The 23,132-nt window shown below is 66.3% G+C and carries 9 protein-coding genes and 1 pseudogene; 1 reads left to right on the top strand and 9 read right to left on the bottom strand.

Annotated elements, in window-relative coordinates; all coding sequences use genetic code 11:
• Positions 1-8 precede the first annotated feature (8 nt).
• The 8 genes from G6N27_RS15070 to G6N27_RS15035 form a co-directional block, all read right to left on the bottom strand.
• Complete coding sequence (locus tag G6N27_RS15070; protein ID WP_163777110.1) at positions 9-1,673, bottom strand: alpha/beta hydrolase family protein; 1,665 nt, start codon at positions 1,671-1,673, stop codon at positions 9-11.
• Between the two features lie 142 nt (positions 1,674-1,815).
• A complete protein-coding gene (locus G6N27_RS15065; RefSeq protein ID WP_163777108.1) occupies positions 1,816-3,102 on the bottom strand; it encodes an O-acetylhomoserine aminocarboxypropyltransferase/cysteine synthase family protein in 1,287 nt (428 codons plus the stop codon).
• A gap of 4 nt (positions 3,103-3,106) precedes the next feature.
• Complete coding sequence (locus G6N27_RS15060; RefSeq protein ID WP_163777106.1) at positions 3,107-4,039, bottom strand: homoserine O-acetyltransferase/O-succinyltransferase family protein; 933 nt, start codon at positions 4,037-4,039, stop codon at positions 3,107-3,109.
• Between the two features lies 1 nt (position 4,040).
• Complete coding sequence (locus G6N27_RS15055) at positions 4,041-5,324, bottom strand: ATP-grasp domain-containing protein (RefSeq protein WP_163777104.1); 1,284 nt, start codon at positions 5,322-5,324, stop codon at positions 4,041-4,043.
• Between the two features lie 4 nt (positions 5,325-5,328).
• Positions 5,329-7,146, bottom strand: coding sequence for an FAD/NAD(P)-binding protein (locus G6N27_RS15050; protein WP_163777102.1), 1,818 nt, complete (start codon positions 7,144-7,146; stop codon positions 5,329-5,331).
• A gap of 311 nt (positions 7,147-7,457) precedes the next feature.
• Positions 7,458-7,820, bottom strand: a complete 363-nt coding sequence (locus G6N27_RS15045; RefSeq protein WP_197746506.1) for a hypothetical protein — start codon at positions 7,818-7,820, stop codon at positions 7,458-7,460.
• Positions 7,821-7,843: 23 nt separating this feature from the next.
• A complete protein-coding gene (locus tag G6N27_RS15040) occupies positions 7,844-8,875 on the bottom strand; it encodes a hypothetical protein (RefSeq protein WP_163777100.1) in 1,032 nt (343 codons plus the stop codon).
• A 260-nt stretch (positions 8,876-9,135) separates the two neighbouring features.
• Positions 9,136-18,849: a type I polyketide synthase gene (locus G6N27_RS15035; RefSeq protein WP_163777098.1), complete on the bottom strand. Its 9,714-nt coding sequence runs from the start codon at positions 18,847-18,849 to the stop codon at positions 9,136-9,138.
• 330 nt (positions 18,850-19,179) lie between these two features.
• Here G6N27_RS15035 and G6N27_RS15030 point away from each other — a divergent pair, with 330 nt between their 5' ends.
• The gene (locus G6N27_RS15030) at positions 19,180-19,854 is read left to right on the top strand and encodes a methyltransferase family protein (protein WP_163777097.1); all 675 of its coding nucleotides are present in this window, start codon (positions 19,180-19,182) and stop codon (positions 19,852-19,854) included.
• A gap of 171 nt (positions 19,855-20,025) precedes the next feature.
• Here the strand turns inward: G6N27_RS15030 and G6N27_RS25085 are convergent.
• Positions 20,026-23,126: pseudogene (locus tag G6N27_RS25085) on the bottom strand (non-ribosomal peptide synthetase); the annotation flags it as partial.
• Positions 23,127-23,132: the final 6 nt, after the last annotated feature.

Here is a 23,132-nt window from a genome sequence, read left to right as displayed (position 1 = left end):
TTTGCGGGTTACCCCGCCCGAACCTCACGCGCGCTGATTTCGTCTGGGCACCAGAGGATTTCGCGATCCTCGGCCGTAGCGGCGTCCATTGCCGGCAGCACCGCATTGCGGATCGCGGCCAATATCATTGGGTGATGGGCGCCATGGTCGCCGGTCGGTATGGCGATCCGCCGCGGCGGCTGTGGTGTCTCTTGCAGACGGTCGAGGGCCCCCTGGCCACCTCGGGCAAGGAAATGCTCCGTATCTTCTGGCGCGGCGATCAGCGTCAGGTCGGTGCCACGACGGACGAGCGTCGTCAGCACACTTTCCGGCAGGTAGACCAATCCGATCCAGCTCAACACGTGCAGCACGGAGCGCGGGAGATGGTTGTGCATAAAGCTTTTCGTCGCCCCTCTGGCTGGGGCGAGAGGCGCCCTGAGGCGCGCTGTCCAGGATCCGAGGTGGGAGCCGCCGGTGTCACGAGGCGCGTTTGCTCTTAGCGCTTTCCTCCGAATGTCCCACTGCGACAGCCAGTTAGGGGTGATGCGCCAACTCCACGCCACCAGGTTGACCAGGATCGCCGACCGCGCGCCGACGTTGCGGACGACCTGCGCGGCGTACCACGAGCCCGAGCAGATACCGACGAGCTCGAGTTCGGCGACGTCGTGGCATGCATGTCTGGCCACCGCGATCGCGTCGGTGATGTCGGCCTTGGTGAACACGAAGCGGTACGGATCGCGGTGGATCCGGCCTGACAAGCCCATACCCGCGGGGTCCCAACGCATCGCCTGTGCCCCGCTTGCCGCAATGCGACGCGACAATTCGACCCACTCTCGCGCGGGTCCGACGTGAAAGTCCTTGGCGGTCACGAAGAACAGCACGGTTCTTGCGGGTGCGGCACTGCGGCGTCGGGGCAGCGTCCGGATGGCGAACAGGCCGTTGGGCCCGATTCGTTCGATGCGCTCGATGACGTCGACCCCGTCGGGGCCGTCGGCGGGCATCGTCACCGTGTCCAGGTATTGCGGTACGGCGCGATGGGTGCCGTTGGAAACGTGTCGGTCGATCCACTCGACGATCGAATCGACTGCGGCGTAAGGGATCGGCAGCAACATATCCCGCGGCCGGGCGCAGTCCGGCAGACCTTCGCTGACGATCGAATCGACTCCCTCGGACGATGCCAAGGCGGTGACGCGCCTGTCGGTCTCGGCGGGTCGTCCCACCAGAAGCACGTTGTCGACACCATGGGTACTGACCGGATTGGCACTCAGTTGCAGCGCAGCGAATTCTCCGGCCGCGTGGTCGGTCAACCGGCCGCCCATGATCGACACTTCGCCGGCCGTCACGGCGTCCTCGCCCACCGACAGCCGGAACAGCGCGGTGTGTTCACGCAGGTAACGCCTGCCTGTTCCGGGAGGGTCGAGTAAGACCACACGGTTGACCGTGTGCGAGCGATTTAGGTACTCGTCGACGATCAGGCAACCGGCACGGATGCCGATCGCGGTCGTTGATTGCGCGCCGACCAGCGTGAGGTAATCGAGCGCGTGGCCCACGCTTGCCACCCAATTGGCGACCGCGTCATCACGGTCCTGAGCGTATGCGGAATCGCCCAAACCCAAATAGTCGAAATGCAGCACGGCGAAACCCCGGCGCGCGAGCCCGTCGGCGAGGATCCGGTGCAGCCGGGCACTATCCATCCCCTCTTTCCCGAGCGAACCACAGATCAGCACCCCGCCCCTGATCTGGTTGTCAACCGGAAGGTGAAGCACGCCGAACAGTGGCGAGTCAGACGGACCGAAAAATGTCGGCACCTCTGTTGTCGTCAACGGCATATCGCGCTCAGTCGATGTGGCCGACCGTGGCTTTGGCCAGGGCCTGGTCGATGTCGTCGATGATGTCGTCGATGTGCTCGATCCCGATGGACAACCGGATGGTCTCCGGCTTGATACCGGCCTTCACCAACTCGTCGTCGGACAGCTGACGATGCGTGGTGGAGGCGGGATGGATGGCCAGGGTCTTGGCGTCGCCCAGATTCAGCAGCCGCTTGACCAGCAAGAGTGCATCGAAGAAGGCCAATCCGGCGTCGTAGCCGCCGGTGACTCCGAAGGTGATGATGGACGGCACGCGTCCGTGCAGGTAGCGCTCGACCAGGTGGTGGTACGGGTGGTCGGGGAAGCCGGCGAAGCTGACCCAGGCCACCCGGGGGTCGGCGGCCAGGTATTCGGCGACGGCCCGGGCGTTGGCCTCGTGGCGCTCGAGCCGCAGCGCCATCGTCTCGAGGCCCTGCAGCAGCATGAAGGCGTTGAACGGCGACAGGGTGGCGCCGCTGTTGCGCAGCTGGGTGGAGCGGGCCCGCACGGTGAACGGCCGCTCGGGGAAGTCGCGGGCGAAGACGACGCCGTGGAAGGCGGGCTCGGGCTGGTTGAACATCGGGAAGCGGTCGGGGTGGTCGGCCCACGGGAATCGGCCGCCGTCCACGATGGCGCCACCCAGCGTGGTGCCGTGGCCGCCGACGAACTTGGTCAGCGAGTGGACCACCACGTCGGCGCCATGCTCGAAGGGCTTCAGCATCAGCGGGGTGGCCACCGTGTTGTCGACGATCAGTGGCACGCCGGACGCGTGGGCCACGGCGGCCACCGCCTCCAGGTCGACGACGTTGCCGGCCGGGTTGCCGATGGTCTCGCAGAACACGGCGCGGGTGTTGTCGTCGATGAGCGGGGCGATGGACTCGGCCCGGTCGTCGACGGCGAAGCGCGCCTCGATGCCCAAGGTCGGCAGCACATGGGCGAAGTAGGTGAAGGTGGCGCCGTAAAGCTGAGGGGCCACAACGATATTCGAGCCGGCGCTGGCCACCGTCAGGATGGCGTAGCTGACCGCGGCCATGCCCGATGCCACCACCAGGGCCGCCGTCCCGCCTTCGAGGGCGCAGATGCGCTGCTCGAGGACATCCAGGGTCGGGTTGTTCAGCCGGTTGTAGTGGAAGCCGGGCGTCTCCAGGTCGAGCACCGCACCGGCGTGGGCGGCGTCGATGAAATCGTGGGCCACCGTCTGGTAGATGGGCACGGCCACGGCCCGCGTCCCGTCGGGCGTGTAGCCACCGTGGATGGCGATGGTCTCGTCGTGCATGGCCTCAGACGCTCCTCATCGGGATGGTCGCCAACAGGTTGGCGTACAGACGCAGGGCGGTACCACGCCACTGCCAGGGGGCGTGGGCAGCTACCTGGTCGAAGGGGAAGGCGTCCAGCAGATCCGGGTTCCGGTCGCCGACCACTTTCTTGTGCAGCAGGCGAAGCCGGTGCCAGTCCGCACCGACCAGGCAGTCCCGGGGCAGGCAGGGCGGTTCGTCGCGTTCGTGGCTGACGTAGCGCCGCGCGTCGCGGAGGTACTCGCGCACCAGGCTGGTCGGGTCGTACTCGGGGTGGGCCTGCACCAGCACGACGTCGGATTGGCCGACGGTTCTGGTGACCACGCTCCACCCGGCCGCCTCCGACTGCAGGGCCACCGCGTAGCCGGCGGCGACCACCGTGTCGACGGGCACGGCGTTGTGCCGCGAATGGGGCAGCAGGACGGGACCGCCGAACCCGGCGGCCAGCGGGTGGGACTGGTCGGCCTGCTGGGCGAAGACGCCCGTGCACTTCTCCGGCAGCACGGTCCGCTCGACGCCGTCGAAGACGGCCAGGGCGGCGTGGGCCGACAGGCAGGACAGCACCATGGTCCGCACGTGTTCGCTCGCCCACTTCAACAATCCGTGCAGATCGGACCAGTAGGCCTCGTCCTCGATGCGGGACTCGAGAGGGTTGGCGCCGGTGACCACCAGCAGGTCGGGCGGGTCGGAGAAGATGTCCTCGAACGGCCGGTACTCGGCGGCGATATGGGTCCGGATCCGCTCGCCGCGGGGCACCCCGGCCATGGCGTACCGCGTCACCCCGACGGTCCGACACCCGGATCCGCCGTCGAGAAGGCTGATGAATTGTCGCTCGGTGGCGCAGAACGCGGCGTCGGGCATGTTGTTGACCAGGGCGCATGTCCACTGCGCCGGTCCGTCGGCCAGTTGAATGCCCACCTCAGTACCTCACGTCCGCGTAGGTGACCGTGACCTCTTGGTGCAGCAACCGGTACGCCGCCTGTAACTGCTCCTCGTCGTCGGTCGAGCCGACGACGGCCACGATGTGGTTGCCGGAACCGTCCCGCCAGTCGAGGGCGGCGCCCGGGCCTTGATGGACGCTGACCGTGTCCACCTCGGCGCGGTCGGTGAAGTCGTTGATGCCCTCGATGGCCGTCACCGTGGCCGAGACGGTCGGCGGCTGCAGAAAGAAGCGGTAGCCGATGCGTTCGGTGGCCACCGGTCCGTCGACCGAGACCGGCTCACCCAGGGCCACCCGCAGGGTGAGGTCGAGCAGCTTGACCCCGGCGGCCCGCTCGAGCATCTCGGGCACACCGCCGCCCACCCGTCCGTTGACCTCGATGATGCGGGGTCCGTCGGGGGTGAACTTGACCTCGGTGTGCAGGCATCCGGTGCGCACTCTGAGTGCCTCGATGGCCCGAGTGGCCAGCTTCAGGACGGCCCAGCGGCTGTCTGCGTCGAGGGCGGCGGGGATGAAAAACCCTGTCTCACGAAAGTTTTCGGCGGGCGGGAAGCGGCCGGTGAGGGCCAGGTGGCTGATGACGCCGTCGGCGACCACGCTCTCCACCGACACGTAGCCGGCGTAGGGTTCGCCGGCCCGGGCCGGATCGTCGAGCAGGTAACCCTCGAGGACCATGTCGCGACGATTCGGGCCGAGGGCGACGAGCAGGTTCGCCAGCTCGGCGCGATCGCGCGCCAGGAAGGTGCAGCGGCTGCCTTGCGCCGAGCGGGGCTTGAGGACGGCGGGCCACCCGACCTCGGCCTCGATGGCCGACAGCTCGCGCTCGGACTGGTAGGGGCGGACCAGGTGGCACGCGGGCATGTCGAGGCCGGCGTCGGCCAGGGCCTGGCGCTGGCGCGCCTTGTCGGTGAGGGCGGCAGCGGTTGCCGGGCTGTGGAAGGGCAGGCCCAAATCCTCAGCCACATAGGCAAGTTCGACCATGCCGGCGTCGAGGTAGGTAGTCATACCGTCGGGCGCCCAGTCGGCCAGGGTCTTGAACGTCTGCTCGACGGTCATGCCCTTGAGGTCGACGACGGGGCCGAACCGGTTGAGCAGATCGGTCATCTCGCTCATCCCCGGCACGGCCGTGTCGATCATCCACAGCAGGTCGCAGATGCCGGCGGCCGCTTCGGCCAGCTGCATCACTGGAACGCAGCGCGGCCCGTAGCCCACTGCCACTAATGGTTGGGCGCGTCCGGTCATCAACGACTCCGTGTCCGTCATGTGCTCAGCCGATCACGGCTTCGACGCACGCCTGGGCGTCGTAGACGGCCCGCAGGCGGCTGCGCGGCGAGGGCAGGTAGTGGGTGAAGTAGCGGACCCCCTCGGTCAGCACGCCCAGCACGGAGAGTTTGGGCTGGAGGCGGCCCTCGGTGTCGTAGGGGTGGAACTCCTCGTTGATGGCCACGCTGCCCACGGGCGTGTCGCCGTAGCTGAGCTGGGTCAGCCTTCCCTTGGCGTAGAGGCGGTTCAGCAGGGGTGAGCCCGACCGGGCCAGCGAGGGCATGTCGAGGTAGCCGCGCACCACCCCGTCGGCCGTCATGGCGGTGGGCTCGTCGAGAGCCGTGGAACTCAAGCGGACGCCGTCGGGGCAGGCGGCCGCCTTCGGGCCCGGTCCGAGCGGGATGCGTACCACCCCGGCGTCGAGCAGCCCCAGCAGCTGTTGGGAGCGCATGGGTGGGACGCCCGCCTCCAGCCGGTTGATGCGTCCCCGGACGTTGGCCTGGAACTCGACGTAGGAGTCGAGGGACAGCCCACCGAACTCGATGACGGACCGCAGCTGGTCACGCAGGATGCGCAGCACCTCCTGCGCCGCCTTGACCGGGCTCCCCCCCGGCCGCAAGGCCTCGGTGAGGTCGTCGTCGATCATGTCGTAGACCTGGGCCTGGTAGTCGGCGGCCGACGTGTAGTGCCGGTCGGACCCGGCGAACAGGTGGGCGGCCGGGTCGAAGCGCCCGTAGCGCGGCTCGAGGACGTCGACGGCCTTCTCGTAGTACCCGTCGACCCAGCCTTGCCGCAGAACGGTGCGCACCTCGCTCGCTGCCCCGTCACCCCCGGCCAGGATGGCGCACTGGATGTAGTAGCGCGCCTGCATCTCGGCGAAGACAAGCGGGAGAAGCTCGGCCCGGAAGTCCACGTGCCGCCGTAACGGCGACCCGCCCGGATGGGTGAGGGCGGTGAACTCCTCGGGGGTGCACACCACGGGTTGGTACTGGCCGTAGGGGTCGACGCCGGTGGCCGACTTGGCGCAGTACGGCGCGCCGGAGCGCGAATAGAGGGTGATGGTCGGCTCGTGGCCGGAGGGCACGTACCGCAACCTGTCGGACCGGTCGGACCGGCCCTCGAAGGTCCCGCCGCGCCCGATGGTCAGCGCGGCGAGTACGTCGAAGCCCACCAGGCCCATGCCGGCCACGGCCAACGAGGATCCGGCCGGAGCGCATTGATCCAGATAGTCGATGGGGTAGGGCCGCAGGTAGCGCACGCCGCCGTCGGCACCGGCCTCGTCGTTCCAGGTGTGGCCCGAGGTCAGCACGACGTGGTCGACGGTCAGGGTGGCGCCGTTGTCGAGCAGCACCGCCTCGTGCCCGTGCAAGGCCGGCGAGATGTCGACGGCCGCCGCGTAGTGCCGGACGATCTCGAGGTTGGGCGGTGCGTAGGACACCAGCGTGTCGTAGAACCAGGCCAGGTATTCGCCCATCAACCGTCGCGGCAGGTAGTCGGTGGGCAGGATGGGGTCACCGCCGGCGCCGATGCGGCACTCGTAACCCACCCACCGGTAGCCGCGGACCACCGCCCATGGGTGCAGGCCCACGGCGTAAGGGGGAAGAGCGTCCCCGTCGGGGGCGGCATAAAGGGAGAGTTGACCGCAGGCGTTGTTGAGCACCAGGAAGTCGGGCTGCTCGGCGGAGTAGACACCGCCGCCAAGCTGAGCGGGCTCGATCAGGTGCAGCCGCACGGGCTTTCCCACCTGCCGGGCCCGGCTGACGGTCCGCTCCATGACGCACAAACCCCACGAGCCGAGGCCCACGATGGCCATCTCGATCATCGGCGGTGTCCCGTACCCGGGCGCCGTGTGGGCGGTATTACCTGTGTGGTCACCAACGACATGCGCTCCTCCTGCTGGAAGCAGCCCCGGGGTTGTTTCGTCACGCCTCAGTGCGCACTTGGGATACCGAAGATGCACTGAAAGTGAAGATTACATACCGATAGAAGGTAATACAAGCTGACAGCCGATGTCCAGTATTCTGGATACAACGTCGGAATGTGAGCGCGGCCGCACCTGACTCAGTCGGTCCTACGCGAAACACCCCGCCTGAACTCCGTAGGCGCTACGCGCCCACGGAATTTCGGGTGCCGCTAGTGCGCAACCAGGTGCGCGGCATGCTCGCGTTCGTCGGCCCGAATCTCGCCCGGGGACGCCGACCGCAGCTGCCAGGTCGCGACTTCGCCGTCCGGACCGGTCAACCGCCCGGTCTCCAGCGCCCCGCCGATCAGTGCCCGCACACGCGCTTCGTTCTCCGCCTCGGTGGCGAAAAGCACACGTAGCGTGACGGTTTCACCCGTACGAACGTTGCTGACGTAATGGGGGGCTAGCGGGCACGGCGGTGGATGGTCCCAGCCGCCGCACAGCGCGACCGTGATGGCGGCGCCAGGGGCGTTGGGACTGCCGCCGGTCTGCATCGCGATGACGGCGTCGTGGGCAAAAGCCGTCCGAGCCACAGCACCGATTGAACCAGGCGGCCTTACAGCGACGGCAGGATGTCGAGCAGGAAATTGGCGCCGGTCGCGCTCGCATGCAGCATGTCGCCGAAGACGGCGGCGAGGTCCCAGTTGCCAACCCCGGCCGTGGCGCTGCTGCCAGTGCCGAAGACCTCGGCGAGAAGGTTGTCGCCCAACGTCGCGGTGGCCTGGTCGAGAGCGCTGCCGTTGTTGAAGATCAAGGCGATGTCGCCGACGCCGCTGGCTTGAGCGTCGCCATTGCCGCCGATGGCGATGGCGGAGTCGGAGATACCGGTGGCCGAAACGGTGGTGTTGGCGCCGTTGGCGACTGCGGTTGACAGAAAGCCGCCCGCGGTCGCGGTGCCGCCGCCGGTGGCGGAGGCGAGGTCACCGTTGCCCAGAACGGTGATGGCGTTGCTATGCGCGCCGAAGGCCTCGGCGAGGTTGCCGTTGCCCGCGCCGGCAACGGCACTGTTACCGGTGCCGTCGGAGAGTGCGGTGCTCATCCTGCTGCCGACTCCGACAAGTGCGGAATTACCCGTGCCGATGGCTAGCGCCCTGTCAAGGTTGGCGCCCAACCCGATATTGGCGGAGCTGCCTGGGCCGTCGGCGAAAGCAAAATCAAAGCGCGCGCCCAACCCGATGTTGGCGGAGCTAGCGGTGCCGGTGGCAACTGCGACATCAAAGTTCGCTCCCAACGGGGTCTCAGCGAAGGTATTGGTGCCGTCGGCGAGCGCGAAGTTGAGAATGCCGCCGTTGGCGTTGGCAACGGCGCCGTTGCCGATCGCGACCGCGATGTCTCCGGGCCCCGAGGTGGCGGTGGCGGTGTTGTCCACTGTTGAGAACAAATCCATCCCGCTGATCGAGATCTGGATATCCAGCGGCGACGTCGTGGCTGCGGGGACCGACAGACCACTCAGTAGTTGATCGATCCACGAAGACTGATCGGTGTAGGGGTCGGCCGAGGCGACCTGCGGGGTGGAAGCCAGCGCTGCCCCCATGCTCATCCCGACTGCCAGCAAGCCCAGTTGACTGATTCGAGCGGCTTGTCCCATCATCGGTATCCCTTTCCCGCGGGCGCACCCGAGGGTGCGCACTCGTTTCGGATCTGACGCGGCCCCACCGATGACGCGGACGCTACTACTCGTCCGACCCCCGCACAGCTGTTTGACACAAGTTGAACTGACTTGGTGCGCTGCTTACGCATGGTGCCGAAGTGAAGATGGAGGACCGTGCCACGAAGAGCGTGGCCGGAGATGATGCTCTCCTGGCCGACATCCAACGAGTTGATTTCAAAACACGCGAAAAGCCAAGGCTAGCAGTCGATCTCAGCATCCAGATCGAACTCGGCGAAGGTGCGTGACACGCTCTCCCGCAGATCATCCTTGGTGTTTGGCCGCCCAAGAATATATGCGGAGATCCTGATACCCATCTTCCCGCGCGCCCGCCCCGAACCCACAAACAGTTGTCCACCCATGTGCTCGAGGGTGCTTTTCTTGATATCGGGCGAGAGGTTTCTCATGTACGCAAAGTCGGCATCGGTGCCGTCTGGCCGGTTCGCCGCCGGAGACAGGTCACCGAGATTGGAGCAAGTGACCGGCAGGCCGGCGCCACCTGCCGCCATCGCTGCTAGTCCCCTGTTCACCCACCTCGGTACCAGCGTCGCCAGTGGAAGTGTCGCCAAAACCGCGTCGTCGGAGTTCTCGATCGCGGCGAGCATTGCGTGCGTGATCTTGGCGTGCATATCCCCGAGATCCGTTGCCGCGTGGCTTGGGTCGACTGGAACGTCGACGATCGTGAGCGCATTGCCGCGGGTGTCGTCTTCGGTCCGAAGCGTCAGCGGAAATCTCAGGATGACTGTTCCGTCGTCATGAACACGGCCCACCCTCACAGCGAGTCTGGACGCGACTCCTGCCACAAGCGATGTACTGCTCGCGCCAAGACTTTTCGCGCGAGCATCCCATTCCGCCAGGTCGATGTATGCGGTCAAGGCAGGCACCTCTACTGCCTGATCGTCGCTAGCGGTCCTCGGGGCAGGTGGTGCCACTTTGATCGATGCTGTGAACCCTTTGCGGTCGCTCCGGGCCCTTCGAACCACGGCAGCCAACGCCTGCGCTAAGTCTGGTAGTTCTTTGACGGTTTGCTGAAGATCCTCACGCAACGCCCGCCTACGGGTGCGCGATTTAGGCCGGGGGTAGCCCAGATCGCGCGTCCTGCCCGCGGCAGCATCTTCTATCGCCTGGCCAAGCCCGACCGCGTCGACGATTGTGTGTGACGCCACCAGGCTTACCGCGGTCCCGCCGCCCTCGAGTGGAAGTACCCCGAGATGCCAGCCAGGTCCCCACTCCGGATCGATAGGCCGGCGTGCCTGCTCGTCGGCCCATGCGTCCACATCGGCGCGCCGCCGCGGCGTTGCGGCCATATCGATGTCCTCCGACGCCGCAGCCTTGACCCAGCGGTCACGCGCGAACGGTAACGGAGAGCGTTCGATCGTGCGTCCCAGCAATCCGCATCCAAGATTGCGTTGAAAACGCCGTAACCCATCGACATTGACGGCACCGTCATATATCCAAATGACCTGAATCAGCGCGGCGTGAGTCGCTCGCATCGCGAGAAATGACGCTTGATCCACAGGCGCGAGCGCGTTGTCCGCCGGCTTGTCGCTACGTGTGCTGACCTGAGCCGCCGGGACGGCAGGCTCAACGGCGTCGGTCAACAGCTCGGCGAGGTGGCTGGCGAGCGTGGTGGGTGTGGGGTAGTCGAGGGCCAGGGTTGCCGGCAAGACGAGGCCGGTGCGTTGGTTGAGGGTGTTGCGTAGTTCCAGGGCGGTCAACGAGTCGATGCCGAGGTCTTTGAAGTGACGGTCGGGATCGAGGGCGTCCGGGTCGGGGTGCGCCAACACCGCAGCAGTCGTGGCGGTGACCATCGCGGTCAGCGTCTCAAGCCGTTGCTGGGGTCTTTGGGTAGCCAACCGGGCGGCCAGCGTGCGGGGGCTGGCGGTGGCGGCTTGGGGGCGGACACGGGTCAGCGCGGACAGGACTGGATCCAAGGTGTGATGGCGTGCGTGCCGGGTCAACGTGCCGATGTTGATCGGGCTGGCCACCACATTTGGCCGCTGACGGGTGAGCGCGGCGTCGAAGAGGGCCGCGCCGTGCTCGCTGGTGATGGGAATCAGGCCGCTGCTGCTCAGCCGGCTCAAGTCGGTTGCGTTGAGGTGGCCGGTCATCCCGCTGGGGGTTTGCCAGTAGCCCCAGGCCACGCTGGTGGCCTGGCGCTGGGTGTGGTTGCGCTGGCGGGCCAGCGCATCCAGGACCGCATTGGCGGCCGCATAGTTGGCCTGCCCGGGGCTGCCCAGTATCCCCGCGGCTGAGGAGAACAAGACGAACGCGGCCAGGTCTCGGTCGGCGGTGAGTCGATGCAGATGCCAGGCGGCGTCGGCTTTGGCGGCCAAGACCGCATCGAGTTGGCCGGGGGTCAGTTCGGTCACCATGGCGTCATCCAGGACGCCCGCGGTGTGGATGACCGCGGTCAACGGGTGGCCGGCGTCGATGGAGTCGAGCAGCGCTGCCAACTCAGCTGGGTCGCTGGCGTCGCAGGCGGTGATGGCGACGTGGGCGCCCAGCCGGGCCAGACGCTCTTTCAGTTCGCCGGCCCCGGGAGCGTCGGGCCCGCTCCGAGACACCAGCAGCAGATGCCTGATGCCGTAGCGGGTGACCAGATGTTCGGCGAACAGCGCGCCCAGCATCCCAGTACCACCGGTGATCAGCACCGTGCCCTCGGGGTTCAACACCGCGGGGGGGATCAGGACGATCTTTCCGGTATGGCGGGCTTGGCTCATGTCGCGGAAGGCTTGGGGGGCGTTCAGCAGGCCGTAGCTGGTGGTGGGCAGCGGCTTGAGGACACCGGCGGCAAACATCTCGGTCAGCGCCGTCCATGCGGGTTGCAGGGATTCCGCCGATGCGCTGGACAGGTCGTAGACGTGATAGTCGACTCCGGGATGGGCGGCGGCGACATCGCCCGCCACGCGGATGTCGGTCTTGCCGATTTCGATGAATCTGCCCCCGCGGGGCAGCAGCCGCAGCGACGCATCGACGAAATCTCCGCTGAGGCTGTTGAGCACAACGTCCATGCCCTGCCCACCGGTGGTGCCATTGAACGCGTCGACGAAATCCAGCGTGCGCGACGAGGCGATGTGCCCGGGGTCGACCCCCAGATCGCTGAGCACGTGATGTTTGTTCGGGTGGGCGGTGGCGAAAACCTCAGCACCAAGGTGGCGGGCAATCTGGATGGCGGCCTGACCGACACCTCCCGCGCCGCCGTGGATGAGCACCCGCTGCCCGGCCGATAGCCCGGCGATCTCGACCAAAGCGATGTAGGCGGTCAAAAACACGATCGGCGCGGATGCGGCCTGGGTGAGCGACCATCCGGCCGGGATGGGTACCACCATGTGCTCATCGGTGACCGCGGTGGGCGCGAATGCGTTGTGCGGGAAAAGGCCCATCACCGCATCACCGCGACGCAACGATGTCCCGGGGGCAGCGTCGAGGACGACCCCGGCGGCTTCGCTACCCATGCCGTCATCGTCGATGGCGCCCAACGCGACGACCACATCACGGAAGTTCAGCCCGGCGGCCCCGACCTGAACGCGGATCTGCCCTGGGGCCAACGTTGTGGTGGGGTCGGTGGGGAGCAAGGTCAGCTTCGTCAAGTCACCTTTACTGGTGGTGCCCAACTGCCAGTCGGGGGCATCCGGTGGGGTCAGGTTCCTGGTGCGAGTCAGTCGGGGGATGTGGATGACACCGTCGCGCAGGGCCAGTTGCGGCTCGCCGGCCGGTCGCGCCGCGGCAACGGTCAGCAGGTTGTCCTCGGTGGCGACGGTGTCGTCGGTGTCGAGCAAGATGATGCGGTCGGGGTGCTCGTTTTGGGCGGTGTGTATCAGCGCCCAGACTGCTGCGTGCGCCAGATCGGGGACACCGTCGTAAGCGCTGACGCCGACTGCGTGACGCGTGACAATCACCAGGCGGGTGTCGGCGGTTTCCGGCCGGGCCAGCCAGCTCTGAAGTTGCGCCACAACATTGCGAGTCAGCGAATGCACCCGTCCCAGCGGTTCAGCTTCCCCGCCCACCTTCTCCTTGGGTAGTTGCCAGATCACCAGGTCCGGGCCTGGGGTCACGGTGGTCAGGTCGGTGTGGATGGTGCCGCCGGACAGGTTGGCCGGCAGCTGCTCGGGCGAATCGGTGCATACCGCCCACGCCGGCGGCCGGGCCGCTGACGGATCGGGCAGCTCGGGCACCGGCGGCCAGGACAACTCAAACAGGCTGTCGGATAGCCCGGCCATTGAGGTGGGCCGGCCGATCTGGTCGGACACAGCACGAAAAGTCAACGCACGGATGGTGATTACCGGTGTGCCGGTGGGGTCGGTCGCGCGCAGCTCAAACGTGTCGTCGGCGGTGCGGGTCAGGTGGACATGCAGCTGGGTGGCCGCGGTGGCATACAGGGTGATCCCGCTAAACGCATACGGAAGCCGCAGCGACGCCGAGTCGGCCTCGCCGGCGCGGTCCAACAACGAGGCCAACGGGTGCAGGGCGGCGTCCAAGAGGGCGGGGTGGATGCCGTACCCGGTGACATCGGTGCCGGCGGGCAATGCCACCTCGGCATAGGCGACCTCGGGTTGAGCCGGGTCGGTGCCGATACCCCTTAGCGACCGGAACAGACCGCCGTAACGGTAACCCCGGTGGGCCAGTCGTTCGTAGAAGTCGTCCTGGTCAAGGGCTTCCACACCCGGCGCCGGCGGGAGCGAGACCTCGGCCGTGGGCTGATCAGCGCCTAACGTCCCGCTGGCGTGCAACGTCCACACGCCGGACTGGCCACCGGTGCGCGAGTGCACGCTGAACCGTCGCTGCCCTTGCTCGTCGAGCGGCCGCACCACGATCTGCAGATCGGTCGGCATCCGCTCGGACAAAATCAGGGCACTATGCAAGACCAGCTCATCGATCACCGGGCTGCCGGCCAATTCACCGGCCCGCAGGATCACCTCGATGAACCCTGTCGCCGGGAACACCACGGTGTCGTTGACTTGATGGCCAACCAGCCAGTTCTGGGTGTTGGGTGACAGCCGCCCACTGATCATGACCTGGTCTTCGTCGGCCAGCGTGGCGACCGCGCCCAACAAGGGATGTTCTGCACGGTCCAGGCCTAGCCCAGACGCGTCGTCGGTCGACGTGGGTGACAGCCAGTAGCGACGGTGCTCGAAGGGGTAGGTGGGCAGCCCGACGGTGCGAGCCTGCGGATAAAGGGCCGACCACGACGGGCTGTGGCCGTGATTGTGCAACTGGGCCAGCGCGGTGGCCAGGTTGTCTTGGTCGGGCCGGTCCCGGTGCAATGTGATGACCATCGCTGATTGGGTCCGGCCCGCCGCGGACTGGGCCAGGGTGTCGGTGATCGCTGGGGCCAGTACCGGATGCGGGGACAACTCCACGAACGTGTGCTCACCTGCGGCCAAGCGCTCAACCACACTGTCGTAGAACCGGACCGGCTCGCGCAAGTTGCGGTACCAGTAGTCGCCGTCCATCTTCGTGGTGTCGAGCGGATCGGCTGAAAGGGCGCTGGCCACTGTGGAATACAGCGGGATGCGGGAGTGCGCTGGGGTCAGGTCGGCAAGCTCGGCCAGAAGTCGCTCACGCACTGGTTCGACCTGAGCAGAGTGGGCGGCGTAATCGACGGCGATCGGTCGGACGTGGATGCCGTCACGTTCACACGCTGCGGTGAATTCCTCCAACCCGGCCGGATCGCCGCTGATGATGGTGTGTGAGGGACCGTTGATCGCGGAGATGCTCAACGCCTCCCCCCAGGGTTGCAGGCGTGGGGCTAGCTGGTCGGCGCCCAGTAGGACCGACGCCATACCGCCGGCACCGCACAGGGCGCTCAGTGCTTGACTGCGCCGCGCCACCACCTCGGCGGCCTCGGGCAAGGAAAGCACCCCGGCGATATACGCCGCGGCGATCTCGCCTTGGGAGTGGCCGATCACCGCGTCGGGAACAATGCCGTAGTGGCTTAACACCTCGGCCAGTGAAACCATCATCGTGAACAGCGCCGGCTGAACCACATCCACCCGGTCCAGCGACGGGGCCGCCTCGTCCCCACACAGCACCTCGCGCACCGACCAACCCGTGAACGGGCGCAACGCCTTATCGCAGTCATCGACCATGTCAGCGAAGACGCGGTGGTGTTCGTAGAGCTCTCGACCCATCCCGGGGTACTGGCCGCCTTGGCCGGGTAGGACGAACACGGTTTTACCGCGAAGGTGGGCCACGTAATGGTGTTGGGTCAGCTGTGGGTGGGGTTGGTCGGTGCGCAGGGCATGTAGGGCGTCCAGCAGGTCTTCGCGCGGATCGGCAGCTGCCACCGGTGCGGTGATCATTGCCCGATAAGAGTGATGTGTGCGGGTTGAGCCCAGGCTGTAGGCCACGTCGGCGAGATCCAGGTCGGGATGGCAGACCAGGTGTTGGTGCAGCCGGTCGGCCTGCGCGCGCAACGCCGCGGGGGTGCGCGCCGAAACGGGCCACATCGCCAGCTCGAATTCAGCACCGTGATGGGCTTGCTCAGTGGCAGGTTCCGCGTCAGCCGACCCGGCCGGTGAGGTAGGGGCTTGTTGCAGGATCATGTGCGCGTTGGTGCCGCTGATCCCGAACGAGGACACTGCCGCGGTGCGGGGATGATCGGCGACCGGCCAGGGCGTCGGCTCGGTGAGTAACCGGACAGTGCCGGCTGACCAGTCGATGTGCGGGCTGGGGCCATCGACATTGAGGGTTGGGGGCAAACTCTGGTGGTTGAGGGCCTCGATCATCTTGATGAGCCCTGCGGCACCGGCGGCGGCTTGGGTGTGGCCGATGTTCGATTTGATCGATCCCAGCCACAGCGGGTGCTCGGGGTCACGGCTGAGGCCGTAGGTGGCGATCAGGGCGCCGGCCTCGATCGGGTCCCCCAGAGTGGTGCCGGTGCCGTGGGCCTCGACAGCATCGACCTGATCAAGCCCGATGCCGGCGTTGGCAACGGCCTGGGCGATGACGCGTTGCTGAGCGGGCCCGTTGGGTGCGGTCAGACCATTCGAGGCGCCATCTTGGTTGATCGCCGACCCCGCGACAACCGCCAGCACCGGGTGATTGTTGCGCCGGGCGTCGCTGAGCCGTTCCAGCACCAACACCGCGGCCCCTTCGCCCCAGCCGGTGCCATCTGCGTTGGCGGAGAAGGCTTTACAGCGCCCATCGGCAGCCAGCCCGCGTTGCCGGGCGAACTCGGTGAACACCGCCGGTGTGGTCATCACCGTGACGCCACCGGCAAGGGCGAGAGTCGACTCGCCGTTTCGCAAGGACTGGCACGCCAAATGCGTGGCTACCAACGATGACGAGCAGGCCGTGTCGACGGTGATTGCCGGGCCCTGCAAACCCAGCGCGTAAGCAACACGGCCGGAGGCCACACTGGTGGACAGACCGGTCAGGCCGTAGCCCTCCACACCATCAGAACCGCCCGCGCCGTAGGACTGTGACCATGCTCCGACGAACACCCCGGTCTCAGAACCCGCTAGAGCCGCCGGATCAATTCGGGCGGTTTCCAGCGCTTCCCAGCACACCTCCAACAGCAGCCGCTGCTGAGGGTCCATGGTTTGGGCCTCGCGCGCCGAGATCCCGAAAAAGTCGGCGTCGAATCCGGCGGCATCCGCCACAAACCCGCCGGCGCGTGTGTAGGTCTTGCCCACCGCATCGGGGTCGGGATCGAACAAGTCCGCCAGGTTCCAGCCGCGGTCGGCGGGAAACTCCCCGACCGCGTCGGTGCCGTTGGCCACCAGATCCCACAGCGCTGCCGGCGAATCCACCCCACCAGGAAACCGGCACGCCATTCCCACCACCGCTACCGGCTCGTCTGTCTGCACCCGCGAAGCCACCGTCGGAGCCGCCGAAACCGACCCGCTCAGGAGTTGACCCAGGTGGGTGGCCAACTCATCCGGGGTCGGGCAGTCGAAGGCCAAGGTAGGTGGCAACGCCAACTCGGTGACGGTGTTGAGCCGGTCAAGCAACTCGGTAGCTTTCACCGAGTCAAACCCCAAGTCTCCAAACGCGCACTCAGGGTCGATGTCGTTGGGGCTGGGATGACCCAACACCAGTGCCGCCTGCGAGCACACCAACCCCACCAGCAGGTCATGTTGCTGCTTGCGGAGCGTGTGCAGGCGCTGAGTCCACCCCGAGTCGACGCCGGGGCCCGCGCCAGCGTCGTCGACCATGTGCTGCCCCGGCCGGCGGATCAGGCCGTCTAAGCGGTTGAACTCATCGTGCAGATACAGCTGTACACAGTCGCGTCGCCTGACCTTGCCACTTGTCGTGATGGGAATCGAACCCTGCGGCACCAGAACGAGATCCGCCACGCTCAGACCGTGCACCTTCGATATCGCTGTGGCGACTTCACGCCTGACGACGCCCATGCGCTGCATCGCAGCCTCTTCGGATTCGTCCCGGTGCTTGAGTTCGACGATGGCGACGAGCTTCTCAACGCCGCCATCATCCGGAACCGCTATCGCCACGGAGCGGCCTTTGGTGATCTCCTGGATCGTCCCCTCGACGTCATCGGGAGAGTGGTTGCGCCCATAGACGATCAGGAGATCCTTGATACGGCCGATGACGAACAGCTCACCCTCGGAGAAGAAGCCCAAATCTCCGGTTCTCAGCCAGCGGCCTTCGGATGCGCCGGCCGTGCCGACAAGGGTCGCACCGAACATGCCTTCTGTGCCTGGTGGTTTCCCCCAATAACCTTTCGCGACATTGTCGCCTTGCGTCCAAATCTCACCGACCGTTCCCGCCGGACACTCGGTACTGGTCTCGGGATCGACGATGCACACCATCGGCGACTTTGGTACGCCATAACTGACCAGCGGTGTCCCGTCGTCGCTTGAGCACCGCTGCGCCTGGCCGGCGGTCAGCTTCTCGGATTCGAAATGAACGATTTCTGGTGGCTGGCCCACTTCGCGGGTCGCGATGTAAACCGTTGCCTCCGCCATTCCATATGCAGGCCGCAACATCCTGGGATGAAAGTTGAAGCCGGCGAACCGCTCGGCGAAGCGTTGCAGCGTCGCGGGTTGTACTCGCTCGCTGCCATTGAGAATGCTCGACACGCCGCCGAGATCGAGCCCGGCCATGTCGTCATCTGATGTCTTTCGTGCCGCCAATTCGAAAGCGAAGTTTGGTGCGCCCGAAAATGCGTGACTACTGCTCGCCAACGCTTGCATCCATCGAGCCGGTCGTTGCAGGAACGCCACCGGGCTGGTGATCAGGGCGGGATGTCCCGTCAGCACCGGAAAGAGGATTCCTAGATACAGACCCATGTCGTGGTAGAACGGCAGCCAGGACACGACTGTCGTGTCCGTCGGGGCAGCCCCACCGAAGAAGCCCACGTTGATCTGCTCAAAGTTCGCCAGGATGTTTTCGTGCGAGACGACGGCTCCGGCCGGCGTGCGAGTTGACCCGGAGGTGTACTGCAAATACGCGATGTCCGGCCGACTATCGGCCTCGACAGCCGGTCCAACCTGGCGGTCCAGGTCCAGCAAATCAACTTCGATCACTGACGGCGCGGATTCACCGGGCTTCGACTGGATGTACTCGGCGCTGTTGCGTGCGACCGACGATGTCGTGAGAATCGCAGCAGGCGACGCGTCGCGCAGAACCGAACTGACGCGCTCGTCGCTGGCGCCCCCCAGCGGAACCGACAGCGGAACCGCGATCAGACCGGCCTCTAATGCGCCCAAAAACGAAGTGACGTAGCCAAGCCCCTGCGGCGCCAATATCACCGCGCGGTCACCAGTTGACCCGCAGGCTCTGAGCTCCTGCGCGACGTTCTGCGTTCGCCGATACAGCTGCGACCACGTCAGGCTTTCCGCAACGCCCGCCCAGTCCTGCTCGTAGTCAACATAGGTGAAGGCTGTCTCACCGGGCTGCAGGTTGGCACGCTCCCGCAGCTCAGCGAGAATGGAAGACTCGACCACAGCTTCGCATCTCCTAGAGCGATCAATATTGTGCGTACGTTCAATAATCAAGCCGTTGCAGTCTAGCCATGTCCGAGACCAGTTCGGGACCAAACCCCGACCAGTCGGCGGGACCCTTAGAGCGACGAGAGCGACGGCGGTATGTCGACGAGGAAGTTCTGGGCGGTTAGCGATCGCGTTGAGCGGGGGCCGACTCCGATTCCCAGCCCGCGAGCAGGCCTAGTCGACCGACACCGCTCCCATGCCGTGCGACCCTCGCAGAGTGTTTGACACAAGTTGAACTATCTTGGTGCACTGTTCGCGCGGTACCGAAGCGATGAAGGAGGATCGGTGAAAACCATCCCTAAGTTGTTGGTTTTCGGTCTTGCCGAGTTCGCTGTGTTCGGCGTGATGCTGTTCGTGCCGGCAGGCACGTTCGACTACTGGCAAGCGTGGGTTTTCCTTGTGGTGGTTGCCCTTTCGGTGTGGATTCCCCCGATTTATCTGCTGCGCGCCAATCCCGCTGCCCTCCAGCGCCGGATGCGTGGGGGGCCGACAGCGGAGGGCCGCGTGGCGCAGAAGGTTGTTATTGCCGGCCTGTACTCGTCACTGGCGGCAATGGTCGTGGTCAGCGTCCTTGACCATCGCTTCCGCTGGTCGCCGGTACCGACGGCACTGTGCTTGGTCGGTGATGTCTTGGTTGCCCTTGGATTGGGTGTGGTAGCGCTGGTCATCGTTCAGAACAGCTATGCGGCCTCAACGGTCCGGGTGGAGGCGGGGCAGACGGTCATCTCCACCGGCCTATACGGGATGGTGCGGCATCCCATGTACACCGGCAATGTGATCATGCTGATCGGCATTCCCCTTGCGCTCGGTTCCTACTGGGGACTTGTCTTCGTAATACCCGGCCTGATCGTGCTCGCCTTGCGGCTCCGCGACGAGGAGAAGCTGCTCGAGGAGGAGTTGAAGGGATACCACGAGTACACGCAGACCGTTCGCTACCGCCTGGTGCCGCTTGTGTGGTGACAGCCGCGGAGCCGAGTCGGCGGGTGACGTATCGGTAGAACTAATTCTGCAGCTTCCGGCTGACTCTCCAGAACGTCACGTGGCATGTCTGGTTATTTGCTGACGAAAGCCGTTCAACGACGGCGCCGCCGGTTTCACGGCATCCGGCCGCACTATCCATCGGGCCAGCCCGGCCACGGTGGGTTCATCGAAAACTGCTTGGATCGGGATCTCTACACCCAGTTCAGCGCCGACCCGCGCCACCAGCCGCATGGCCAACAGCGAATGCCCACCCAAGTCGAAGAACGAGTCATCCATTCCGACCCGCTGCACACCCAGAAGCTGAACGTAGATGTCGGCCAAGATCTGCTCCACCGCGTCGCCCGGGGCGCGGTAGCGATCGACGGCCCGATACTCCGGTGCCGGCAGGGCACGTCTGTCGAGTTTGCCGTTAACCGTCAACGGTAGCGCGTCCAAGGTAACTACCGCGGCCGGAACCATGTACGCCGGGAGCCGCTCGGCGAGCGCGGCGCGCGTCGCCGCTGGGTCGGCGGTGCCGGTGATGTAGCCGATTAGGCGCTTGTCACCCGGGTGGTCTTCGCGGGCGATCACCACCGCCTGCGTTACCCCGTCGAGGGCGCTGAGTGCGGCCTGGACCTCGCCGAGTTCGATGCGATAGCCGCGGATCTTGACCTGTTCATCGGCGCGCCCCACATACCGCAGCTGTCCGTCGGCACCCCACTTGACCAGATCCCCGGTGCGGTACATGCGCATCCCCGGGGCTCCGAATGGGCAGGCGACAAAACGCGAGCCGGTCAACCCGGCCCGGCCCAGATATCCCAGGCCGACACCGCGACCGGCGATATACAACTCGCCGACCACACCCGCCGGCACCGGTCGCAACCACCCATCCAGCACAAAAAAGGCCAGATGGGCCAACGGCACCCCGATCGGGCTGACAAAGTTGTCGACGTCGTCGTCGACGATTTCCCGGAACGAGGCATGCACCGTCGTCTCGGTGGTGCCATACAGGTTGAGCAGGCGCGGTGATCCCGGGTGATTGTGCCGCCATGTTCCAAGACGCTTGGGCTCCAACGCTTCACCGGCGAACACCACCGCCTCGAGCTTGAGCTGATGTCCCAGCTCGGGCTGAAGCGCATCGGCGATTTGTAACTCATAAAACGCGGACGGGGTGTGGCTGAGGACGGTGACGTGTTCTGTGACGAGGAGGGTGTGGAGGTCTTGGGGTGAGCGGGTGATGGGTTCGGGGATTACGACGAGGCATCCGCCGGCTAGCAACCCTCCCCAGATTTCGTACACCGACACGTCGAACGCCAGGGAGTGCCATTGTGACCAGACTGCTGCAGGGGGTAGGGGGGCGTGCAGTGAGTCCATGAGTTGGGTGACGTTGTGGTGGGTGATGGCGACGCCTTTGGGGGTGCCGGTGGTGCCTGAGGTGTAGATCAGGTAGGCGATGTTGTGGGGGTCGGGTGGGGGTGGCGCGGTGTCGGGGTGGTGGGTGAGGGTGGGGTCGTGGATGTCGATGACGGTGCCGGTGCGTCCGTGCAGGCGCCGGTGCAGGTCGGTGGTGGTGATGACGGTGATGGGGGTGGCGTCATCGAGCAGGAAACCGATCCGGGGGTCGGGTAGTGCGGGGTCGATGGGCAGGTAGGCGGCCCCGGTTTTGAGGATCGCCAGGATGGCCACGATCGCGTGGGTGGTGCGCGGTAGGAGCAGCGCGACGCGTTGTCCGGGGCCGGCGTGGTGGGCGATGAGCAGATGTGCGAGCCGGTTGGCGGCTTGGTCGAGTTCGCGGTAGGTCATCGACAGTTGGCCGTCGCTGACCGCGACCGCGTGCGGGACACGGGCTACCTGGGTGGCGAACAGTTCCGGGATGGAGGCCGCAGGGGGTGCCGGCGCGGTGAGCACCGCCTGGTTGCCCCAGTGGTGCAGGCGGGCGTGTTCGGCGGGTCGAGCACATCGATGCAGGACAGCGCGGTGTGGGGGTTGGTGGTCATGGCGCCCAGCAGCGCGGTGAAGCGTGCGAGCAGGGTGTCGATGGTGGCGGGGTCGAACACCTCGGTGTCGTATTCGGCGCGCAGTGTCAGTGCGGGGCCGGGCAGGGCTTGGATGGCCAGCGGGTAGTGGTTGTATTCGCGGGTGCTGTACCCGGTGACGGCCAGGCCGTCGATGCCCAGCGCGGCGGTGGTGTCCAGCGGATAGTTCTCGTAGACGAACAAGGTGTCAAACAGCTGCTCGTGGCCGGTGAGGCGGTGGATGTCGCTCAGCGCCAGGTGCTGGTGGTCCAGGGTGTGGTGGTGGGCGTGGTGCAGCTGGTCGAGCAGGCCGGCGGTGGTGGTCGTCGCGGTGGCGGTCGCGCGCACCGCGATGGTGTTGATCAACAGGCCCACCATCGACTCCGCGCCGGCCAGCTCGACCGGGCGGCCCGAGACCGTGGTGCCGAAGACGACATCATGCTGGCCGGTCCAGCCCATCAGCAGCTGCGCATAGGCCGCGTGCAACACGATGTTGACGGTGGTGTGGCACGAGCGGGCCAGCTCGGTGACCGCCTCGGTGAGCTGGCCGGGCAGCTGACACGACGCCACCGCGCGCCGGCCCAGCCCGGAGCGGCCCGGCGGGCCCACCACGGTGGGGGTGTCCACACCGGCCAGCACCTGAGCCCAGGCCGCCCGGGCGGTGGCCGCATCACGGCCGGCCAGCCAGGTGACAAACCGGCGATACGGTCCGGCCGGTGCCAGCGGCTGGCCGGCGTAACTGGCGAACAATTCGCCCACCAGGATCGGCAACGACCAGCCATCCATCACGATGTGGTGATTGGTCAACACAAAACGGTGCTCATCGTCGCCGGTCCGGATCAGCACCGCCCGAAACACCGGCCGATCACCCAACTCGCACACCGCGGCGCGCTCAGCAGCACACACCCGCTCGATCTGGTCCTCGACAGCACCGCCCTCGGCGCCGACATCGACATAACGCCACGGCACCCACGGATCAGCCGGAACGATCTGCACCGGCTCGTCGAAACGCTCCGAGAACCGCGCCGCCAAATGCGGATGCCGCATCACCACCGCATACAACGCATCCCGCAACCGATGCGCATCCAGCCCACCACGCAACCCGATAACCAGCTGCACCGCATACACATCATCGCCAGAACCACGCGCCGTACTGGCATGAAACAACAACCCCTGCTGCAACGGAGTCAACGGCAAAACATCAGCGATCCGCATACAACCGCTCAAGCTCGGTAACGGTGTTGGGGTCGACCGCACTCTTGT

Source organism: Mycobacterium cookii (assembly GCF_010727945.1).
Taxonomy (GTDB): Bacteria; Actinomycetota; Actinomycetes; order Mycobacteriales; family Mycobacteriaceae; genus Mycobacterium; species Mycobacterium cookii.
The sequence above is the reverse complement of the archived record's forward strand: the minus strand, read 5'-3'. Positions and strand labels throughout refer to the sequence as shown.

Excerpts from the sequence above, each read along its gene's own strand:
- G6N27_RS15070 (WP_163777110.1), bottom strand. The coding sequence starts at position 1,673 with ATGGATAGTGCCCGGCTGCACCGGATCCTCGCCGACGGGCTCGCGCGC.
- G6N27_RS15065 (WP_163777108.1), bottom strand. The coding sequence starts at position 3,102 with ATGCACGACGAGACCATCGCCATCCACGGTGGCTACACGCCCGACGGG.
- G6N27_RS15055 (WP_163777104.1), bottom strand. The coding sequence starts at position 5,324 with ATGACGGACACGGAGTCGTTGATGACCGGACGCGCCCAACCATTAGTG.
- G6N27_RS15050 (WP_163777102.1), bottom strand. The coding sequence starts at position 7,146 with ATGATCGAGATGGCCATCGTGGGCCTCGGCTCGTGGGGTTTGTGCGTC.
- G6N27_RS15040 (WP_163777100.1), bottom strand. The coding sequence starts at position 8,875 with ATGGGACAAGCCGCTCGAATCAGTCAACTGGGCTTGCTGGCAGTCGGG.